This window comes from Flavobacterium sp., assembly GCF_031363805.1.
Classification (GTDB): domain Bacteria; phylum Bacteroidota; class Bacteroidia; order Flavobacteriales; family Flavobacteriaceae; genus Flavobacterium.
This window is the reverse complement of sequence record NZ_JANLVD010000062.1, coordinates 1-22,088: the sequence shown is the minus strand read 5'-3', so window position 1 is coordinate 22,088 and position 22,088 is coordinate 1. Positions and strand designations below refer to the sequence as shown.

16 protein-coding genes are annotated in these 22,088 nt (G+C 32.1%); 4 read left to right on the top strand and 12 right to left on the bottom strand.

The window, feature by feature from the left end; genetic code table 11:
* Positions 1 to 41: 41 nt before the first annotated feature.
* The 3 genes from lepA to RMN92_RS03640 all read left to right on the top strand — a co-directional run bounded on the left by lepA (position 42) and on the right by RMN92_RS03640 (position 3,691).
* Positions 42 to 1,838: a translation elongation factor 4 gene (gene lepA / locus RMN92_RS03650; RefSeq protein ID WP_309608106.1), complete on the top strand. Its 1,797-nt coding sequence runs from the start codon at positions 42 to 44 to the stop codon at positions 1,836 to 1,838.
* 75 nt (positions 1,839 to 1,913) lie between these two features.
* Positions 1,914 to 3,005 carry an AAA family ATPase gene (locus tag RMN92_RS03645; protein ID WP_309608105.1) on the top strand — a complete coding sequence of 364 codons (1,092 nt, stop codon included), beginning with the start codon at positions 1,914 to 1,916 and terminating at the stop codon, positions 3,003 to 3,005.
* The gene (locus RMN92_RS03640; protein ID WP_309608104.1) at positions 3,002 to 3,691 is read left to right on the top strand and encodes a DUF4276 family protein; all 690 of its coding nucleotides are present in this window, start codon (positions 3,002 to 3,004) and stop codon (positions 3,689 to 3,691) included. Before RMN92_RS03645 ends, RMN92_RS03640 begins: the two co-directional genes overlap by 4 nt.
* A 3-nt stretch (positions 3,692 to 3,694) precedes the next feature.
* Here the strand turns inward: RMN92_RS03640 and RMN92_RS03635 are convergent, their stop codons facing one another.
* Positions 3,695 to 4,618: a 1-phosphofructokinase family hexose kinase gene (locus RMN92_RS03635; protein ID WP_309608103.1), complete on the bottom strand. Its 924-nt coding sequence runs from the start codon at positions 4,616 to 4,618 to the stop codon at positions 3,695 to 3,697.
* 105 nt (positions 4,619 to 4,723) lie between these two features.
* Between RMN92_RS03635 and thiL the strand changes: the two genes are divergently transcribed.
* Positions 4,724 to 5,770, top strand: a complete 1,047-nt coding sequence (gene thiL / locus RMN92_RS03630) for a thiamine-phosphate kinase (protein ID WP_309608102.1) — start codon at positions 4,724 to 4,726, stop codon at positions 5,768 to 5,770.
* A gap of 277 nt (positions 5,771 to 6,047) precedes the next feature.
* On the opposite strand, the gene RMN92_RS03625 is transcribed toward thiL, so the two are convergent.
* From RMN92_RS03625 to nuoH, 11 genes are all read right to left on the bottom strand, one after another.
* The gene (locus tag RMN92_RS03625; RefSeq protein WP_309608101.1) at positions 6,048 to 10,631 is read right to left on the bottom strand and encodes a LamG-like jellyroll fold domain-containing protein; all 4,584 of its coding nucleotides are present in this window, start codon (positions 10,629 to 10,631) and stop codon (positions 6,048 to 6,050) included.
* A 172-nt stretch (positions 10,632 to 10,803) separates the two neighbouring features.
* Positions 10,804 to 11,517: a DNA repair protein RecO gene (gene recO, locus RMN92_RS03620; RefSeq protein WP_309608100.1), complete on the bottom strand. Its 714-nt coding sequence runs from the start codon at positions 11,515 to 11,517 to the stop codon at positions 10,804 to 10,806.
* Positions 11,517 to 13,799 carry a two-component regulator propeller domain-containing protein gene (locus RMN92_RS03615; RefSeq protein ID WP_309608099.1) on the bottom strand — a complete coding sequence of 761 codons (2,283 nt, stop codon included), beginning with the start codon at positions 13,797 to 13,799 and terminating at the stop codon, positions 11,517 to 11,519. The genes recO and RMN92_RS03615 overlap by 1 nt, the downstream gene beginning before the upstream one ends.
* 152 nt (positions 13,800 to 13,951) lie before the next feature.
* Positions 13,952 to 15,322, bottom strand: coding sequence for an NADH-quinone oxidoreductase subunit N (locus RMN92_RS03610; RefSeq protein ID WP_309608098.1), 1,371 nt, complete (start codon positions 15,320 to 15,322; stop codon positions 13,952 to 13,954).
* A gap of 113 nt (positions 15,323 to 15,435) precedes the next feature.
* On the bottom strand, positions 15,436 to 16,875 hold the full coding sequence (locus tag RMN92_RS03605) for an NADH-quinone oxidoreductase subunit M (protein ID WP_309608097.1): 1,440 nt from the start codon (positions 16,873 to 16,875) through the stop codon (positions 15,436 to 15,438).
* 11 nt (positions 16,876 to 16,886) lie between these two features.
* Positions 16,887 to 18,767 (bottom strand): NADH-quinone oxidoreductase subunit L, encoded by a 1,881-nt coding sequence (nuoL, locus tag RMN92_RS03600; RefSeq protein ID WP_309608096.1) that lies wholly within the window; start codon positions 18,765 to 18,767, stop codon positions 16,887 to 16,889.
* 6 nt (positions 18,768 to 18,773) lie between these two features.
* A complete protein-coding gene (gene nuoK, locus RMN92_RS03595; RefSeq protein WP_309608095.1) occupies positions 18,774 to 19,094 on the bottom strand; it encodes an NADH-quinone oxidoreductase subunit NuoK in 321 nt (106 codons plus the stop codon).
* A gap of 1 nt (position 19,095) precedes the next feature.
* A complete protein-coding gene (locus RMN92_RS03590; protein ID WP_309608094.1) occupies positions 19,096 to 19,608 on the bottom strand; it encodes an NADH-quinone oxidoreductase subunit J in 513 nt (170 codons plus the stop codon).
* Positions 19,609 to 20,154: an NADH-quinone oxidoreductase subunit I gene (locus tag RMN92_RS03585; RefSeq protein WP_309608093.1), complete on the bottom strand. Its 546-nt coding sequence runs from the start codon at positions 20,152 to 20,154 to the stop codon at positions 19,609 to 19,611.
* Between the two features lie 199 nt (positions 20,155 to 20,353).
* Positions 20,354 to 20,875, bottom strand: a complete 522-nt coding sequence (locus RMN92_RS03580) for an ORF6N domain-containing protein (protein ID WP_309608092.1) — start codon at positions 20,873 to 20,875, stop codon at positions 20,354 to 20,356.
* 123 nt (positions 20,876 to 20,998) lie between these two features.
* Positions 20,999 to 22,030 carry an NADH-quinone oxidoreductase subunit NuoH gene (gene nuoH / locus RMN92_RS03575; protein ID WP_309608091.1) on the bottom strand — a complete coding sequence of 344 codons (1,032 nt, stop codon included), beginning with the start codon at positions 22,028 to 22,030 and terminating at the stop codon, positions 20,999 to 21,001.
* Between the last annotated feature and the right edge of the window lie 58 nt (positions 22,031 to 22,088).

The window sequence follows — 22,088 nt, the reverse complement described above, 5'->3', positions numbered from 1 at the left end:
AATTAGAAACCCCAACCGTTTTCAAAAACAATTTAGAATACATGAAACACATTAGAAATTTTTGCATAATTGCACATATTGACCACGGAAAAAGTACGCTTGCCGATAGACTTTTGGGAGCTACTCAAACCGTTACTGCTCGCGAAGAAAAAGCGCAACTGCTTGACAATATGGACTTGGAACGCGAACGTGGTATTACTATAAAAAGTCATGCCATTCAAATGGAATATACTTATAAAGGCCAAGAATATATTTTGAACTTAATTGATACACCAGGTCACGTTGATTTCTCGTACGAAGTTTCTCGATCTATTGCGGCTTGCGAAGGTGCGCTTTTAATTGTAGATGCAGCACAAAGTATTCAGGCTCAAACTATTTCAAATTTGTATTTGGCTTTGGATAATGATTTGGAAATTATTCCTGTTTTGAATAAAGTTGATTTGCCAAGTGCCAATCCTGAAGAAGTTTCCGACGATATTGTGGATTTATTGGGTTGCAAATTGGAAGATATTATTCATGCCTCAGGAAAAACAGGTTTTGGAGTTGAAAATATTTTGGCAGCCATTATTGAAAAAATTCCACCACCAAAAGGAAATGTTGATGAGCCTTTGCAAGCTTTGATTTTTGATTCGCATTACAATCCGTTTCGAGGTATTGAAGTTATTTTTCGTGTAAAAAATGGTCAAATAAAGAAAGGTCAGAAAATTAAATTTATGGCTACTGGCAACGAATATTTTGCGGATGAAATTGGTACTTTAAAATTAAACCAAGTTCCGAAACAAGTGATTTCTGCTGGCGATGTTGGCTATTTGATTTCTGGAATTAAAGAAGCAAAAGAAGTAAAAGTTGGTGATACGTTGACCGATGCCAAAACGCAGACTACCAATATGATTAAAGGTTTTGAAGATGTAAAACCAATGGTTTTTGCTGGAATTTATCCAGTTGACACCGAAGATTATGAAGAGTTGCGAAACTCCATGGAAAAATTGCAGTTGAACGATGCTTCATTGGTATTTTTACCAGAAAGTTCTGCCGCGTTAGGATTTGGTTTCCGATGTGGATTTTTAGGAATGTTGCACATGGAAATTATCCAAGAACGATTAGAGCGAGAGTTCAATATGACTGTGATTACTACAGTTCCCAACGTTTCGTATTTGGCTTATACCAAAAAAGATCCTGAAACAGCTCTAATTGTAAATAATCCGTCAGATTTGCCAGAACCAAGTCGTTTGGATCATGTGGAAGAACCTTACATTAAAGCTACAATTATTACAAAATCTGATTTTGTTGGAAATGTAATGAGTTTGTGTATCGAAAAAAGAGGTTTGATTACCAATCAAACCTATTTGACAACTGAACGTGTAGAATTGACTTTTGATATGCCTTTGGCAGAAATTGTTTTTGACTTTTATGACCGATTAAAAACAGTTTCAAAAGGATATGCTTCGTTTGATTATTCGCCGATTGGATTAAGAACCTCCAATTTGGTTAAAGTTGATATTTTATTGAATGCTACAATTGTCGATGCTTTATCTTCATTGATTCACGTTGACAATGCATACAATATCGGGAAAAAAATGTGCGAAAAGCTGAAAGAATTAATTCCGCGCCAGCAGTTTGATATTCCCATTCAGGCCGCCATTGGTATAAAAGTAATTTCTCGCGAAACCATCAAAGCACTTCGTAAAGATGTTACTGCCAAATGTTATGGTGGTGATATTTCTCGCAAACGTAAACTTTTAGAAAAACAGAAAAAAGGTAAAAAAAGAATGAGACAAGTTGGTAATGTAGAAATTCCGCAGGAAGCGTTTATGGCAGTGTTGAAGTTGAATGATTAAGGAATTGCATTATTGAATTTTAATAATTATATCATCAAGTTTTTTTGTAAATTTGAAATCATTAGCAACTAAAAAATGATTAACAAAATTAAAATAGAGGGATACAAATCTATAAAAGAGTTAAATTTAAAATTAGAATCAATAAATGTTCTTATAGGCGCTAATGGTGTTGGTAAATCTAATTTTATTTCTTTTTTTAAGTTAATTAATTTAATATATGATCAGAGATTAGAAAATTATTCAATGAGTAATTCTGCTGATAATCTTTTATACTTCGGAAGAAAAAACACCGAATATATTAATTGCATATTAGAATTTAACGAAACAAATGCTTATGAATTTAAGCTACAACCAACAATAGATAATAAACTTTTCATAGCAGAAGAACTAACACATTTCAACAAGAACAAAGGTGATTTTAAATATTATGGTAGTGGTTGGTCTACAACTCCAATTACCACAAATTCAAAAGAAAGTAACCTTAAAAATCATAATAAAGGAATTGGTTATTGGGTAAATATATATTTAAACACATTAAAAATTTATCATTTTCACGACACAAGTGAATTTTCAGCTTTACGTTCTTCATGTAATGTTAATGATAATGTGTATTTAAAAGAAAATGGAAGTAATTTAGCTGCTTTTCTTTATTATTTGAAGGAAAGACACAATTCTAATTTTTTAAAGATTGAAAGAATAATACAATCGGTTGTTCCTTTTTTTGAAAGATTCAATTTGCAACCTAATAGAAATGATTCTAATGAAATTTTATTAGAGTGGACTGAGAAAAATCATCCTGAAAATTATTTTAATGCTTCAAATTTTTCTGATGGTACAATAAGATTCATAGCTTTAACGACATTATTATTACAACCAAATTTACCAAAAACAATAATAATTGATGAGCCTGAATTAGGCTTACATCCTTTTGCGGTAAATAAATTAGCTGGCTTAATCAGAAAAGCCTCTGCTGCAAATCAAATAATTATTGCAACTCAATCAGTTGATTTAGTAAATAACTTTGAGCCAAATGAAATTATTGCTGTAGACAGGGAGAACAATCAATCTGTTTTTAATAGATTAGATAATGAAAATCTTAAAGATTGGCTAAATGATTATAGCGTCGGAGAGCTTTGGAATAAAAACATAATTGGTGGAAGACCATGAAACACTTATACATAATTGTTGAAGGTCCAACAGAATTAGAATTTATAAATAGAATCTTAATTCCCTATTTTAATTCTAAAGGAATCACATCTCATATTCAAGGTATTACAATAACTATGAGTGGTGGTGGACATGGATTCAATAATATTAAACATTTTGAAAATACTATAAAACCTGTTCTCAATTATAATAACGAACCGTTTATCACTACATTAATTGATTACTTTAAGTTAAATAGTGAAACTAAATTGCCTGGATTTCTAGAATCTTCGAATATGTCACAAACTGATAAGAAATTAGAATATTTAGAAAGTAAACTTAATGATGTTGTCCAAAAAATTAAGTTTTACAATTATTTCATTCCATACATTCAAAAACATGAAATGGAGACTTTAATGTTTGCAAATCCAGAAGAAGGTTTCTCATTAGAAAATGATAAAATAAAAAAAGCTATTATAGAAGTTTGTAAACAATATGCAAACATAGAAGATATTAATGGTTCTGAATTAGGCGCCCCTTCTAAAAGGTTAGAAGCAATTTACAAAGCAAATAACAAAATATATGATAAAATAATTGATGGCATCGATATCGTTGAATTTTCAGGAATTGAAAATATCATAGAAAAATGTCCAAGATTTAAAAATTGGATTGAAAGTTTGGTAAGTTTGCTAAAACAAAATCAATAAATATTACATTCCTTCCAATAACTTCATTACATCTTCCACTTTAAAAAGCTGTGTACCTTCATTCATTGTGGCGGCTGTTCCGCAAGAAACACCCCATTGAATGACTTCTTTCAACGATTTATTTTGTGACAATGCCCAAACCATGCCGCCAACCATGCTATCGCCAGCTCCAACGGTGCTTTTCATTTCAACTTTTGGCGCTTTTACCAAATGGGTTTCATCTTTTGTCACTAAAATTGCACCTTCTGCTCCAAGCGACACCACTACAATTTCGGCACTTCCATTTTTAATTAATTTTTTAGCTGCCGTTTCCACTTCATTGGATTTTATTTTTTCTACACCAATTAATTTTGCCAATTCACCAAGGTTGGGTTTTACCAAATAAACGCCAGTTTCCAATACTTTTAAAAGTGCTTCACCCGAAGTATCCACAATTAATTTAATAGAAGTTGGCTTTATTAATTCGGCTATTTTTTTATAGAATTCTGTAGGTAATTCTTCATTCAAGCTTCCGCTTATGACTAAATATTTGGTTTTTAAATTCTTAATAAATTTGAGTATTTCTTCCATTTCGGTTTTTGACAAAGCAGTTCCTGGAAAATTAAATCGGTATTGCAATTTAGAAACAGTATCAAATCCTGTAAAATTTTCTCTTGTCCAATTTTTAGTTGGAATGGTTTTGTATTCAATATTTTCTTGTTGAATTAGTTTTTCCAATCTTTCTCCTGTAGAACCACCAGCTGTAAAAACACACAACGATTGTCCACCCAATCGGGCAATGGCTTTGGAAACGTTAATTCCGCCACCTCCAGCATCATATTGTGGCGATTCGCAACGTATTTTTTGTTCTGCAATCAAACCATTGAAATTTGCAGATTTATCAACCGACGGATTTATAGTGAGTGTTACAATATCGAAAGTTTTCATTTTTGGAATTTAAATTCAGAGTATAAATTTAATCAAAATTAAGCTTTAAAATCTTCCTGTAGAATCACTTTTGTGGCAAAGAAAAATCATTCGTACCTTTGCAAGATGATAGAAGATAAAACTCCCCAACGCACAAGTATAGCACAACTAGGTGAATTTGGTTTGATAGACCATTTAACCAAACAATTTGAAATTTCTCAACCTTCCACTTTAAAAGGTATTGGTGACGATGCTGCTGTTTTGGATTTTGCAGCTAAAAAAGTAGTTGTTTCAACCGATTTGTTAATTGAAGGTGTTCATTTTGATCTGGCCTACATGCCTTTGAAACATTTGGGTTATAAAGCGGTTGTTGTTAATGTTTCTGATATTTGTGCGATGAATGCCAAAGCCACACACATTACCGTTTCGGTGGCAGTTTCCAATCGTTTTCCTTTGGAAGCTTTGGAAGAATTATTTGCAGGAATTAATTTGGCTGCCAATGAATATAAAGTAGATGTTATTGGTGGCGACACGACCTCATCACAAAAAGGATTGATCATTTCTATTACTGCCATTGGCGAAGCTGATGAAGCTGAAATTGTATATAGAAATGGCGCCAAACAAACTGATTTATTAGTGGTAACTGGCGATCTTGGTGCGGCGCATATGGGATTGCAAGTTTTGGAACGCGAGAAACAAGTATTTCAGGTGAATCCGAATTCGCAACCAGATTTGGATGCTTATACTTATTTAATAGAACGCCAACTAAAGCCGGAAGCCCGAAAAGATGTTCGCACTTTGTTGCACGCTCTCGAAATAAAACCAACTTCAATGATTGATATTTCCGACGGATTATCGTCTGAAATTATGCATTTGTGCAAACAATCCAAAGTAGGTTGCAACTTGTATGAAGACAAATTACCCCTAGATCCACAATTTATGAATGTTTGCGAAGAATTTAATATTGATGCTACAACCGTTGCCATCAATGGTGGCGAAGATTACGAATTGCTATTTACCATTGCCATGGAAGATTTTGACAAAATAAAAGGCAATCCCAATTTCACAATTATTGGACATATGACACAAGAAAGCGAAGGGATTCATTTGGTAACACGTGCGAATACTAAAATTGCGTTGAAAGCCAGAGGTTGGGATGCGATAAGTGAATAGAAATCGAATCTTTGACATCAAACCTGTAGAAAAGAAACCAGCAGAATAATACTTCAGAATTCATATTTATTGTTCTGTTGTGTTTATTTAATAACATGCAGTTTGGATTATAAACCCTTGGCATTCTCAAGATTTACTCTTTTTTTGACTATTCGAAATATATTTGTAAGTTAAAGTTTGTCTAAAAGTTACACTATTTAGTTTTAAAAAAATAACCCAACAAAATTGGACTATTTTTATATTTTAAAATTTTACTTTAGATTTCCTTCCAAACCCATTATTCAACTATTATTTTCTTTGTAAAATCGCCATTTGTAGTTTTTACTTTTACAATATAAGTCCCGGTGCTTATATTTGATAGTGGGAATTGAATTTGTTTTTGGTTTTTAATAGCAATTACTACAATTTCTTGCCCCAATATGTTAAACAATACTATCGATTTTACTTCATTGCTGTTGGAATTATTAACAACATTTAGTACGTTTTCGTTAGTATCATAAAAAATATTAAATTCTGTAGACACTTCAAAATTTGATTTGCTCAAAGCTGGATCTTGGAAACGCAATGAAAATCTGTTGTCATGAATTCCTGAAACTATATTGGTTTCGAATGATGAATTGGTAATATTATGGTATTGATTTGTCTCTGCATCAAAAATAAAAACTTGTTGATTTTGGTCAAAATTTTCTAAACTTTCTATTTTAAATGCAATGTTTCCTGACAGATTTGATTTTAATCCAATAGGATAAATTTTGGACTCTTTAAAATGGTCAACACCTTGAATAATAAGTTTGTCTATTCCATTTACAAAATAAGCATCACTTGGATTATTACTGTCGATACTCTTGGAATCGTAACCAGGGTCTATACCATCAGTGGCTTTGTCATCCATGAAACCAAGTAAAATTTGTCTTTTATAATTATCAACAGAATTAAAAATCAGGCGAATTCTTTTAAATGTATTAGCTTCAGTTGGTAAAGCTGTTTTATCGGATGATTTAAAAATTTCATTCGAACCATTGTTTGCTACATTGTCTGTTTCCAGACGGAAACCTCTTTGACTATTTTTGAAGGTTAAATTTCCTCCTGATGCATCGCCCGAAACAAAGAAACCTTGACCTACTGGAATAAATCGATTCGGGATTCTACTGCTACTTCCCAATCCATTAGTTCCAGCAGATACTGTCATTGGCGGAATACCTCCTATAAGATTTAAGGTGGCATAACCGCCTTTATAATTTGCTAAATAGTGCGAATTGTTCTCGTTTGCATGTTGCCAAAAATACAAAGTTCCTTTTATAGATTGTGAACTTCCAACATTCGCCCCTGGACCGTCGATATTGTCTTTTATAAATTCTTGCGAATCCAATGCTGATGGATATGGATTTCCAGATAGGTTGACGTTTCCTGCATCAACAAGATTTATTATGGTTCCATTGTTTGGCTTGCCTACAAAGGTATAATTTTGAGTTGCTCCTAATAAATTATTACCGCTACCTTTCATTGTAAATCCTTGACCAGAAAGCAACAATCCATTTGAACCAATTTGTGTCCAGTTCGAATATAAATTTGTAATGTTTTGAAATTTATAAATCCAATAATTTGCTATAGATAATGGCGTTGTAGTCATACCATCATATCCTGAAATCCAATTTATATTTTGAACATTCGACGGATTTGTACCATCTTTTAAAATTTTTGCAACGGTATAACCATTGTTATTATTAATTGTATTTATAGTGCTTACTGGTGATGACCAATAATTATAATTATACAAATTTTTAACGCCTTTTTGATCACGCTCAATGAAACCTGAACTTGTTGGTTCAAGTTGACTGGTCATGGTTTGTATTAATTGCGATTTTCCTTGTAAATCTATTTTACCATTTAACTTTAAATACCAATTATTGGTTAGTAGTAAATCTCCATTTAAAACAAATTCTTTTCCAGAATCAATAATCAAACCTAAATTTTCATGATTTGAAGTTGTAGAGACATTGTGTTTCAAATGAACAATATTCCATGGTTTGTTGGATGAAATATCGTTTATATCCCAAACACTTCCATATTTCCAAATATTCACATCTGTCCACAATCCATTGGCAACAGTCTCAAAAGGCATTGGTGCGGTTTGAGAATAAATATTTTTAATATTGTATAATTTTGCACCTGTTAATTGATCGATTGATGGTGTGACTTTATCATCAACTATATCGTCTTTGTAAGTGTCCATTTTATAATATTTGATCAAGCTACTGGAGGAAAATGATGGAATGTTTAACGGAATAATATCACCTTTTGAAAAGTCGGAATCTTTAAACTCTTGATACACTATTTTCTGAACTTGTTCGTCTGTCAATGCTGCATTGAAAACTCGAACTTCATCAATTTCACCATTAAAATAATCTGTTCCATTTGGTAAAGGACTTCTTCCAATTCTAAATAGACTATTGGCACTTGTTTGGATATTTGATGATGAACTTTGAGAACTTTTTAGCTCTCCGTTTACATATAACCTAATAGTTTGAGAATTATTTGGTCCATCAAAAACCGCTGCAACATGAATCCATTTGTTTTTTGGTAGTGTATTTAATGGTCCGGCTAGGGCTAATGTCATTCCGTTTACTTGAACGACAGCTTTTTGCTGATTATTTATTTTGATTAGGAAATTATCTTGACCTACAACAACACCATCGTTTGAAAAATTGGTGTCTAATTTAATCCATCCCATTAAAGTAGCTTGAGGCAAGCTCAAAACAATATTTCCAGAATTTTCAATGTAATCATTTCTACCATCAAAATATAATGAATATTTGCCATTGTAATCTCTTGGAGAACCAATTACTGCATCATTACTATCAAATGAATCTAATATTCCATCTTTTTCAGCATCACCAAGACCATCAATAATACCATTATTATTGGTATCGAAAACAGCATTTATACTATCTGCAATGTCAAATTTAAGCGTTGTGTTGTTGTATACATCCAAATAGTTTGGAATACCATCTAAATCCGAATCTAAAGGGTTGTTGTAACCCGCATCTCCGTGGTCATTGGCATCATTATCAGTGTCGTTGGTGTCGTTAATTCCTAAAATGCCATCTCCATCAAAATCATCGTTATCAATGTTGTTTTTTAAATCGTTCCCATCGCCATGTCCATCCCCATTTACATCAACATCTCCTTTATTATCATATTCTACAACATCAAAAAGGGAATCGTTGTCGGAATCCAAATCTACATAATCTTTCACGCCATCGCCATCAGAATCAACAGGTGTAGCGGTTTCAAAATTATCGCTCCAACCATTATTATTTGCATCTATCCAGCCGGAACTACTTGTTGTGGCATCTTGGTCTAAATCTGAATTTGATATCATTTTTGCTTCAACAATATTTGGTATGCCATCATTATCATTATCCAAATCCAAAATATCAGCTACATCATCGGCATCAACATCACAGAAAGTTTGTGTAATTTTAATATCATCAATGGCCAAATCATTTCCTGCTCCACCTGGTGCATTATTTGAAAATTGAATAATAAATTCACTTTGGTTAAAAGTCAATGTGGTTAAAAAATCTTTCCATTCTGATAATTCGCATGTATTTCCACTAGCCGAACATCTTGTTAAATCGCCAGTATTAAAAGTCCCAAGCACTGTTAAATTGTCTGTAGTTAAAAATTTTACCGTAATATTTGGCAAAACTCTTGGCAATTCTGATGGATTGAATCTTGCATCTGCATTGTCAATATTTATGGCGGAAAAACTATAATTAATAGCAACATTGGGCAAAACGCCGTTTACAACAGTTTCATAAAAAATGCCAGGAGTATAGGCTGCATTAAAAATAGCCATTCTTCCATTTGTATCATTAATGGTGTGATCCAAACCTTTGTACCAACGTGAATCTGCCCAACTAGCAGTATCTGGACCAGTATTTGAAATCTCATTTGGTATACCATCGCCGTCTGTAACTGAATAATGCACAGTATACTTTCCATCCTGAAGATTTATATTTGTATTGCATTCATCAATGGCTTGGGCTGGAGTTCCATCTTCAAAACAATAATTTGTAGTAACGCCAGGAGTTGTTCCATTTATTCTCACTCTGTTAATTCCAGAGCCAAAAGTTTCATTTAAAAAGACTGTTTCAACCACAGTTGCGCCACTACTTGCGAGGCAATTTAACTGTTCGTAAGTATCTGAGATTCCATCATTATCATCGTCTAAATCCAAATTATTGGATATGCCATCTCCATCTGTATCTGGATAAATTTCGGCGCCTTCTCCTTCTATGAGAAATGTAAATGGATTATTATTGGAGTCGTTGCTAGCTATTGAAACAGTTGCATTAGTTGTTATAATTGATGTTGGGTCAAATCCAATAGTGAATGTTACAGAAGCATTGGGAACGATTATTGCGTTTGCCGTAGGTTGGTTGTAAATATTAAAAGTTGTACTTGAACCTGCAACAAATGATATTGGAACCGCACCTAGAATTAAGTTGGTCGAACCTTCGTTTGTAATGGTGTACGTTCTATATTTTGAACCAGAATTTACGTCGTATAAACCAAAATCTGTATTATTTGTCGAGTTTGTAGTGGTTGAGCCATTAATTATGATATTTGAGGCACTTGTTACTTTAACCAACGAAGTCAAAATCGAAGATTTTACTGATTCATTTTGTTTTGAAGTGGGGTTGTAACTCAGGTTTTCTTCAAAAATACTAGTCTGATTATTAAAATATTGAAAATGTTGATCTGTAATATTATTTTGACCGTAAGTACTATTTACAATTAATGATAAAAAAAGCAGTATAATATATTTATAAAATTTTGTGTAGTCCTCTATCATTTTTAATTTGTTTGAATAAAAACAAAATTAATGAATTAATAAAAGCTTTTAAACACTTGAATTATAGGGATTTTTATATTTTCGACAAGGCGCAACATTTATCGATTAAAAACCCTTTTAAAGGTTTTTTACTAAAAAAATCATTGATTTTAATTTTACAATATCACTAATATTAGTGATGTATTTCTGTTAAAATTTCTAAAGATTTCGGCATTTTAAATCCTTGAATATGAGAAAAGTAGTAATTTAATACTATTTTTAATAATAATTGACGTTCAATTAACAATATATTCTTCTGATTATCTTCAAATTTTAGCAATAGAAGTTTTTTGAAAACACTTGTTTCTTGCTCGCTTAAGGAATTAATGCCTTGATGGGCTGTAAAAATTCCTTCTGATAAATCAAAAAAAGGCAGATTTATTTCTGAAATATCTGGATAGAAACCTAGATATTTGGTTATTTCTAATAAAAAAATGATATGAAAATTGGCAATCTCGTCGTGATTATCGAGCCAAATTAAAGCTGTTTCAACATAATTGAAAAGGTTCTCGTCTTGTTCTTGTTCATGAATACAATTTTGCAATATTTCTGCCAAAAATAGGGCAATCGAACTTTTAAATATATTGGTATTTATGGATTTAAAAGAAGTTGACAGTTTAATTTCCTTAAAATATTCAAGTGTTCCTTTGTTTTTATGAACACCTTCAATTTCCAGTAAAGTCAAGGGTTGAAAATAGGCTATCTTTTGATTTGATTTTCTGTTTGAAAATGGATTCTGTACGAAATACGATTTTAATCCATCTGATAAAGTGTAGCATCTTACAATCAAACTTTTTTCTTGGTATTTTACGGAAGATATGACTATTGCCTTTGTTTTGACTAACATTATCTCACGATCATGACTTTTTTGACTTTTGTTTCGGTTCCATCATCTGAGGAAACAAAAACCATGTAAACGCCAGATGCTACATTATATTTTCCAAATGCTTTTGTGTCCCAGAGTATAGTTCCGCCTTCAGATATTGCTTCGTGAACCAAATTCCCTTCTATGTCGGCAATTTTTACATTACATTTATTCATCAAACCAGTTACAGCTATGAAACCTTGATATTCAGGTCTAACTGGATTTGGGTATACAACTACATTTGATAAATTTTCCGCACCTTTGGTTGCCGTTCCTTTAAAAGAAACCATCCCGTTTTCTGTTGCTATAAAGACTTCACCAGTAACTTCATTAATATCAATATCGTTAATAACATTGCTTGGTAAAGGTGAATTTTCTTTGGTGAAAATATTGAATGTTTCTTGACCATCAGAGGATATATAAAAAACGCCTGCCGAATTTGTTCCTATCCATTTGTTATTTGCACCATCGACCACAATATCTGTAATAGATTGTTGAAACAAAAGTTCTTGAGCCAAATCGCCTTCCAGAATAATAATTGAGTTTGTGGTGAGGGAATTTTGAGTTATAAAAGAGTCTACATTTTGTAAAATTCTTAGCCCAGAATCGGTACCTATCCAGAGTTTATTTTTATTGTCAACAGCAACTGCTCGGACATCTGAAGAAGGAAGATTGCCACTTACATCGTCAATCTCTAATGATTTATTGTTGTACTTTTCGTTAAAAGCAATCAAACCTGTTCTATATGTACCAATCCATTTTGTGCCATTTTTATCAATAGCTATTCTTCCATAGCTGTTTATTAGTGGATTTGGTATTGCCGAAATTGTATATCCCTGCCACTGCCCATTATTTTTTAAAACGTGTAGGCTTTTGGAAACCAAAGAATTGGTCATCCAAATATTTCCTTCTTTATCAAAAGCAGCACCATTGACACGGATATCTGGAGCAGCTTGACCAACGATTCCTTGTAATGAACTATTTGATGTGTTGAATATTGCTGACGGGGTACTATTTTCAAACTTTAATAACCCAGAATAGTAAGAACTAAAAAAAACTTGATTTTCATTGTTTGGATTTACTAAAATACGACTGATTGATTTTGCATCAAATAAACTAGTATAAGGAAATGTTATCCAAGCTTTTTGTGCACCATCATATTTGCTTATTGGTCTATTTGATAAAATGGGATTGTAGGGATTGTATTCATCACTATAATCACCATATACTGCCCAAATTCCCGTTGAAAAGGTTTTAATAGAGAAGATTTTATTCTTTTCAGGTCCATTTGGAGTGCTATTTATAAAAACACTAGGATTTGAAATTGAACTTGAAATCAAGCCTTTTTCTTTAGTTCCAATATAAATGGTATTCCCAATTTTGGTTCCAGAAGTAAAGGTCGTCGTCAAATCTGAAGTATTATTAATCCTTAAAGTTTCAGTTATATTATCATCATAAATAATGACATAATTTGGAGTAGTAACTATTAAATTTCCATTATTGTATCTATGATCTAAATATGTTTGTGGTAATGATGTTACTATAGTTGGTGTATTGCCAACAAATTTATACAATACATTTGATGCATTAATTGCGGAAAGTTCAATTGCCGTTTTTTCAACACTTACCCAACTTCCAGATGCAAATATTATCCACTGATTGAAATCGATTAAATTGGTATTGGCAATATTTGCGGTTAATATTCCATAGCCTTTTGCCACTGCATAAATAAAACCATTAAAAAGAGTAGTTTGAAGAATTTCGATATTTGAACCACCAGAACCAATAAAATAGGTATCGCCAAAAGCTGAAATATTTAAATCATATAACGATATACCAAAATCTGTTGCTATGTAAATTTTTCCATTATATTCCATAAAATGGTTAATTTTCTTCTTATTTGGAGGAACAGATTGTTTGTTTATAATATCAACAACGTTTAAAACGGCTCCATCGGCATCATTTACTATAATAATTAAACCATCTACGTGTCCAATAAATGTTTTTTTATAAATTTCGCTATGATAAATTTGAGTGATGGTTTGACCAGATAGACCTTCAACTGTAGAGGTGGTCGAAATTTCGTTTGTATTTAGATTTTTCTTAAAATAGGCATTTTCTGAAGCTGCATAAACATTGTTTACTGATTCAGAAACATCTTGAATATTATTGTATGAAAAATAGCCTTTCCAAAGTTGACTGCTTTGAGAATATCCAAAAAGGGTGGATAAAATTAATATTGATTTAAGGAAAGTATTTTTCATTCTAATAAATTAAATTCATGTACAAATATAATACAAAACGAATTTATTTGTGTTTTAATATAATTGGAAATAAAAACAGTTAAGTTGAGCCAAACACTTTAGTAATGGATAATTTTTTTAGAACCCAAATATGTTTAGAATGTAAAATGATATTAATTCAATAAATCCAGTACAAAATTAGGAAACAATCCCAATGCAATATTTAAAATCATAGCCAAAACTGCAACAATTTGATATATGGTAGGAACTTTTGGTAAATCAAATTCATTTTGTTTGGTATACATGGCCAAAATAATCTTGAAATAATACCCAACACTTATAATAGAACTTATAATAGCCACAATAACCAAAACCATCCAACCCGTTTGAACCAGTTGATTTAATAAAAAGAATTTAGCAAAAAAACCAGATAAAATAGGAATTCCAGCCATAGACAATAAAGACGCTGTTAAGATTCCTGCTAACAAAGGATGTGTTTTCCCAAAACCATTAAAACTATCAATAGTTTCATTTTCTTTGTCTTTGGTTACATACAAAACTACTGCGAAAAAGGCTATTCCTGAAACTGAATAGGCCATTGCATAATATAATAAAGTACTTGCAGCATTGTTGGCCAGTAAAAGTGTCATTACCATAAAACCTGCATGAGAAACTCCTGAAAATGCAAACATACGTTTCACATTGTTTTGACGCAAAGCCATAATATTTCCGAATACCATCGAAGCAATAGCCACACAAACAATAATTATTTGAAATGAATAGTTTTGAACTGGCATAAGTGCGCTAACCAATTTGAATAAAGCTGCCATGGCCACCACTTTTGCCAAAGTACTCATGGTAGCAGTTGTTAACGCTGGAGCACCTTCGTAAACATCTGGAGCCCAAAAATGGAAAGGAACAGTTGCTATTTTAAACAACATCCCAATAACCAAGAAGACAACTCCTATAAAATACCATTGCGGATAGCTTTGTGTATGTGTAATTTGGTAAATAACATTCAAGTCAAAACTCCCCGTGGCTCCATATATCAAACAAATACCAAAAAGGATAATTCCCGAAGCAAAGGATCCCATTAGGAAATATTTCATTCCAGCTTCGTTGCTTCTTAAATTTAAACGGTTGCTGGCTGCCAAAATGTATAATGCAATGGATAAAACTTCAATTCCTAGAAAAAACATGGACAAATTTCCAAAGGATACCATTGCCACAGCACCAGCCAAAAGGAACACTTTTATAGCAACATAATCGGATATTTTTGTGGCATGGTCTTTATAAAAATCATGACTTAAAGCAACTAAAAAAACAGTAATTACAATAAATAAACTTGAAAAAGCCACCGAAAATTTATCAACAACCATCATATTATTAAAATAGGAACCAAATTGATTGTATTGAGAGATATTGAAGCCTAAAATTGCAAGTAAACCAATTATTGTAATGGGAACAATTGCTTTTCTAGCATTAAATATTTCTGCTAGTAATATTAAAATTCCTAATCCTGATATGGCTATAAGTGTGTTCATTTTTTTTAATTTGGGATTTAGGATTTGGGATTTAGGATTTTAAAATTCCTAAATCCCAAATACTAAATTTATATATTGTTTTTTGCTTTTATTGTTTTGTTATTTAAATACTACTAAACCTTATTAATTTTTGATATAATTTCCATTAGTGAAGGCGTTATCAAATCATTTATTGGTTTTGGATATATTCCAAAAAACAACAAAACTCCAATTATGATTACAAACACTATAGTTTCATTTATAGAAATAGATTTAAAAACTTTTGAATTTGCTTCGCCCAACATTACATGTTGAAACATTTTCAGCATATAAACCGCTCCTAATATAATGGTTGTTCCAGCAATAATAGAAAACAAAATATTCACATTATATAAACTGTAAAGCAAAGTAAATTCTCCAACAAAGTTAAATGTTAATGGCAAAGCAACTGATGCCAACATAATAATCATAAACATGGATGTGAATTTTGAGTCTTGAATTCGAATACCACCCATTTCTGAAATTTCTTGTGTATTGAAACGTCTTTCTATTACCTCGGCAGCAAAAAATAATCCAACCACTACAAATCCATGAGCAATCATTTGTAAAACCGCACCACGCAATCCATCTATTGAAAGAGAATAGGCTCCAGCCGCAATTAAACCAACATGACCCAGTGAAGAATAAGCTAACAATTTTTTAATATTTCTTTGTTTTAAAGCTATTATAGAACCATAAACTACACCAGCAACACTTAATCCAATTAAAATAGGCATATACATTTTTGCAGCCAATGGCGCTATTGGCAATTGCCAACGCAAAATGCTGTATAATCCCATTTTTAGCATAATTCCAGAAAGCAACATTGTACCTACAGTTGGTGATTTTTGATACACATTGACCTGCCATGTGTGAAAAGGAATAATTGGAATTTTAATGGCATAAGCTAAAAATAACGCTAAGAATATCCAAAATTGTTCTTGTTCCGTTAATTGAATGGCGTATAAATCACCAATCATTAAGCTTCCAGCTTTTTGGAATAAATAAATGAAAGCCACCAGCATAAATAAAGATCCTGCTAAAGTGTAAATAAAGAATTTTATTATAGCATTTTTGCGTTCATCTGCATCTCCATTGCCCCAAATTAAAGCTATAAAATAAATTGGAACCAATGCCAATTCCCAGAAAATATAGTATAAAAATGCATCGGCGCTCAAAAATGTTCCTATCATTGAAAATGACATAAACAATACTAAAGCGTAGAAATTTTTACTGTTTTTATATTGGTTTCCAAAAGATGAAAATATAATAGTCGATGTCAATGCAGTTGTCAAAAGTAACATAGCGAGTGACAATCCATCTACTTTCAAGGCAATAAATATATTTGGATTGGTGATCCAATTGGCAATGAAATCGGAATTTATTCCTGTATTGTATTGGTTCAAAATAAATATTGAGCCAACAAATGAAGCCAAACTGAATAGCAAAGCAACAGTTTTAGCAAATTTATCTCCAGAAAAATAAGTGGCTAAAGTCCCAAATAATAAGAGGATGAGTATAAAAGATACGTTCATTAGTATAATTATTAAACTAAAAATAAATAAATTAAAATCGATGAAACTCCTAAAACGAAAGCAAAAAGGTACAATCCAATATTTCCGTTTTGAATCAATTTCCCTTGATTTCCTATAGCGTTTGTTACTTTTCCTAAACCAAAAACAAATCCAGAAAGTGCAGTTTCAGTATATTTTCTAAAGAAATGTGATAATTTATATAATGGATTTACAATCATTGCATCGTATGCTTCATCAACATAATATTTGTGGTATAAAACTTTTGTAATTCCTTTAATTCCATCATCTTCAGAAGGAATTTCTGAATTTTTAATATACTTAAAGTATGCTATTCCAATTCCAATTAAGGCACCAACTGTGGCAATTCCCATCAATATATAAGCGGTTTGATCCAAATGATGCGCTTCATGCTTTGTAAACAACGGTGCTAAATAATGATTCAACCAACTATTTCCTGGCAAGCTTATCAATCCGCCAATGGCAGCTAAAATGGCCAAAATAATTAATGGAATGGTAATCAAACTTGGACTTTCGTGTAAATGGTGTTTTTGTTCATCAGTTCCTCTAAATTCTTTAAAGAACGTTAAATACATCAATCTAAACATATAAAAAGCGGTCATAATTGAAGCAATAGAACCTATAATCCATAAAATAATATTTCCGTTGAAAGCAGTTAACAAAATTTCGTCTTTAGACCAAAATCCTGCAAATGGAAATATTCCAGAAATAGCTAATGTGGAAATCATCATTGTCCAAAAGGTAATTGGCATATATTTTTTCAATCCACCCATGTTTCGCATATCTTGCTCGCCATGTAGTGCATGAATTACTGATCCAGAACCTAGAAACAAACAGGCTTTAAAAAATGCATGTGTGATTACGTGGAAAACTGCTACTTCATAAGCACCTAATCCTAATGCCAAAAACATTAATCCAAGTTGAGAAACGGTAGAGTAGGCGAGCACCTTTTTAATATCGTTTTGAACCAATCCTATCGATGCGGCAACAATTGCGGTAACTGTTCCCACAATTGCCATAATCAATTGTACATCTGGAGCTACATCAAATAAAAAGTGCATTCTAGTTACCATAAAAATTCCTGCCGTAACCATTGTGGCTGCATGAATTAATGCTGAAACTGGTGTTGGTCCAGCCATTGCATCGGGCAACCAAGTGTATAATGGAATTTGTGCCGATTTTCCGCAAGCGCCAATGAATAGGCAAAAAGCTGCTAATGCCAACAATTGAGGGTTTTTATCTGCTAAATTAAATTTAGTTATACCATTATAGATTTCAACATAGTCTAGACTTTTAAAAACATATCCCAAAATAAAAATCCCAATCAACAAACCTAAATCACCTATTCTGTTCATAATGAATGCTTTCTTGGCAGCATCATTATATTCTTGATTTTTGTACCAAAAACCTATCAATAAATAAGAACACAAACCAACGCCTTCCCAACCTATGAACATAACCAAAAGATTACTTCCCATAACGAGGGTAATCATAAAAAACACGAACAAATTCAAATACGCAAAAAATTTGTGCATATTATCATCATCGTGCATATACGAAATGGAATACAAGTGAATCAACGAACCAATTCCTGTTACAAACAGCAACCAGATAATTGACAATTGATCCAATAAAAACGAAAAATTCACATTGAAATTTTCCAATGAAATCCATTGAAATAAATCAATTTGAATTGGTTTTGGATTTGATTGAATTTGAAGAAAGAAGTAAATTGTTGCTACAAAAGATACCACAACTGACAACGTTCCAATAATTCCTGAAATTGATTTTCCTGATTTTTTTCCGAAGAAAACATTGAATAAAAATCCTAAAAAAGGAGTTAACAATAATACTAAAGCTATATTTTTTTCCATTAGTAATTATCCTTTTAAATTTTTTAAATTATCTATATCAATAGAACTCAAGTTTCTGAATATTGATACCAATATCGCCAATCCTACAGCTACTTCTGCTGCCGCAACAGCCATCGAAAAGAATACAAAAACTTGTCCTTGTGCATCTTGATGGTAAGTTGAGAAAGCTACAAACAACAAATTCACGGCATTCAACATAATTTCTATAGACATAAACATGATAATGGCATTTCGACGATACAAAACCCCGAAAACTCCGATACAAAATAAAATTACACTTAAAAAAATGTAGTTTTCAATTCCAATTACTTGTAATATATTATTCATTTTATTGAATTGATTTTTCTTTTTTAGACAATAATACCGTTCCAATCATGGCAACTAGCAATAAAACCGATGCAAATTCAAATGGAACCATGTATTCGTTCAACAATACTTTTCCTAAAACTTTAATCGATTGAAAATCTTGTCCACTAGTTTGATATGAATCAATAATTGGCATCGATTTAATAAAAACAGCAAGCATGACAAAGCAGATCAATCCAAATGAAATGGCTGCAGCCAATTTTGTTGCTAATTTTTTATGAGGTTCGCCTTCTTCATTCAAGTTCATCAACATAATTGTGAATAAAAACAAAACCATAATGGCTCCAGAATATACTATAATATGTACAATGGCCAAAAATTGTGCATTAAATAGTAAATAATGTCCCGCAATAGAAAAAAAGCAAATTACTAAATAAATGGCACTATGAATTGGATTTTTGCTAATAATTGTTAAAAAAGCAGTCGCCAAAGTAATGGCCGACAAAAAGTAAAATATAATTAATAATGTACTCATTTAGTTAGCGTTTTTAAGTTGTGCATTTTTCATTGCAATATCCAAAGGCATAACCAGCTTGTCTTTTCCGAAAATAAAATCTTCACGTTCGTAGCTTGAAGGTACCAAAACTTTCGAAGTAGTTAGGTAAATTGCGTCTTTCGGGCAAGCCTCTTCGCACAAACCACAAAAAATACAACGCAACATATTTATTTCATAAATTGAAGCATATTTTTCTTCTCTGTACAAATGTTTTTCGTTTGGTTTGCGTTCTTCCGCCTTCATCGTAATGGCTTCCGCAGGGCAAGACAAAGCACAAAGCCCGCAAGCCGTACAATTTTCACGCCCTTGCTCGTCTCGTTTTAGCATGTGTTGTCCACGATACACAGGACTCATTTCACGCACTTGTTCAGGATAATGAATGGTTACTTTTTTTCTAAAAAAGTGCTTGATTGTAATTAGCAAACCTTTTACAATCGCCACAAGATAAAGGTTTTCCCAAAAAGTCATTTCCTTATTGGAAACCAACTTTTTTCTGCCCGATAATGATATTGTTTCTATTGACATTTTAATTTTAGATTTTAGACTTTAGATTTTAGATTTATTTCAAAAAACAAAAATCAAATTCTTAATTTTTTATTTGTAGCTATTCCTGCTATCCGTTTCAATCTGTCATTGCGAGGAACGAAGCAATCTCGTCAAGATTTTTCAATCGCAATAACAGGATTTCCACTGCTATCAGGGCTAGGGCATTCCAGTATAATTCCTATTTTTTATAACCTATTTTATTTCTTTCTACTTTATTATCTTGTTTTTCCATTAATTCATCCAGATAAGAAAATACCAATTCGATGTTTTTATCGTGATTTTTAAGCTTCTTTTTAATTTCTTCAATATCTAGTTTTACAGTTAAATTCTCTGAAAGTGCTTCTCTTATTTTAGTAAAAACACGAATAATTTGAATATTAACCTTAATTGCCAATGGACTGTTTAAAACACTTGATAGCATGGCAATACCTTGTTCTGTAAATACAATTGGGAAATACTTTGAATGCGCTCCCTGTTTTAAGGTGCCAATTTGGCTCCTTAAGATTTCATTTTCAATTTTAGTAAGTTCAAACATAAAATCTTCAGGAAACCTTTCTATATTTCTACGAACCTGTCTTTTGAGTTGTTTGGTTTCTACACTATAAAGTGTTGCCAAATCTATATCCAACATTACTTTTTGACCTCTAATAAAATAAATTTTATTAGTTATTATTTCATTTGGAATAATAATGTTGCTCATTTTTAATTTCTTTTACAAGGTGTCGCAAAATGCGACACCTTTAACTTTTTATTTTTTTACGAGGAGGTAACAATTTGTGACCACTTCTTCTTTGAAGTCGTAACTTGCGACTTCAAATTTAATTTATTTAAAATATAACAAACAAACCCCTGTAACCATAATATTCACAATCGCCAAAGGAATTAAAATTCTCCAACCCAAATGCATCAATTGATCGTATCTAAAACGAGGAATCGTCCAACGAATCCACATATAGAAAAATATAAATCCACAAATTTTAATAAACAAAGCTGCAAATCCTAAAAGGTTTGCTGCGTTTACACCAATATTTTCGACCATCCATTGCATTCCAGGATAATTGTATCCGCCAAAAAATAAAATAGCTAAAATAGCAGACGAAATAAACATATTCGCATATTCAGCAAACAAATAGAATCCCATTTTCATGGAAGAATATTCCGTATGATAACCACCTACTAATTCGCTTTCGCATTCCGCTAAGTCAAAAGGTGTTCTATTGGTTTCTGCAAATGCGCAAATCAAGAATATCAGAAACGAAACAGGTTGGTAAAAAACATTCCAATTCATTCCGGCTTGTTGTACTGATATTTCTTTTAAACTCAACGTTCCTGTCATCATCAACAAAGCAATCATGGACAATCCCATGGCTACTTCATAAGAAACCATTTGCGAAGCTGCGCGAACAGCTCCCATTAATGAGAATTTATTGTTTGAAGCCCAGCCACCAATCATAATTCCATAAACGCCAACGGAAATTACTCCGAAAATATACAATAAGGCCACATCAATATCTGTCGCTTGCAATTGAATATCTCGGCCAAAAAGATGTATTTTGTCTCCCCAAGGAATTACGGCGCTAGTCATTAAAGCCGTACTCATTGCAATGGCTGGTCCAACTATAAATAAAAATTTATTAGGAGTGCTTGGAATAAATTCTTCTTTAGAAAATAATTTTAATCCATCAGCAAGTGGTTGCAATAATCCGCCCCAACCTGCACGATTTGGACCAACTCTGTCTTGCAAAAATGCGGCTACTTTGCGTTCTGCCCAAGTGGAATACATCGCCATTAGCATTGTTAGAGCAAATACAACTAATATAACAACACTTTTTTCTATTATAAATGCACTATCCATTTTTATTTGTATCTATAAGGTTGCCATCAATTTTTTCATTGTAATCAATTTCAGCCAT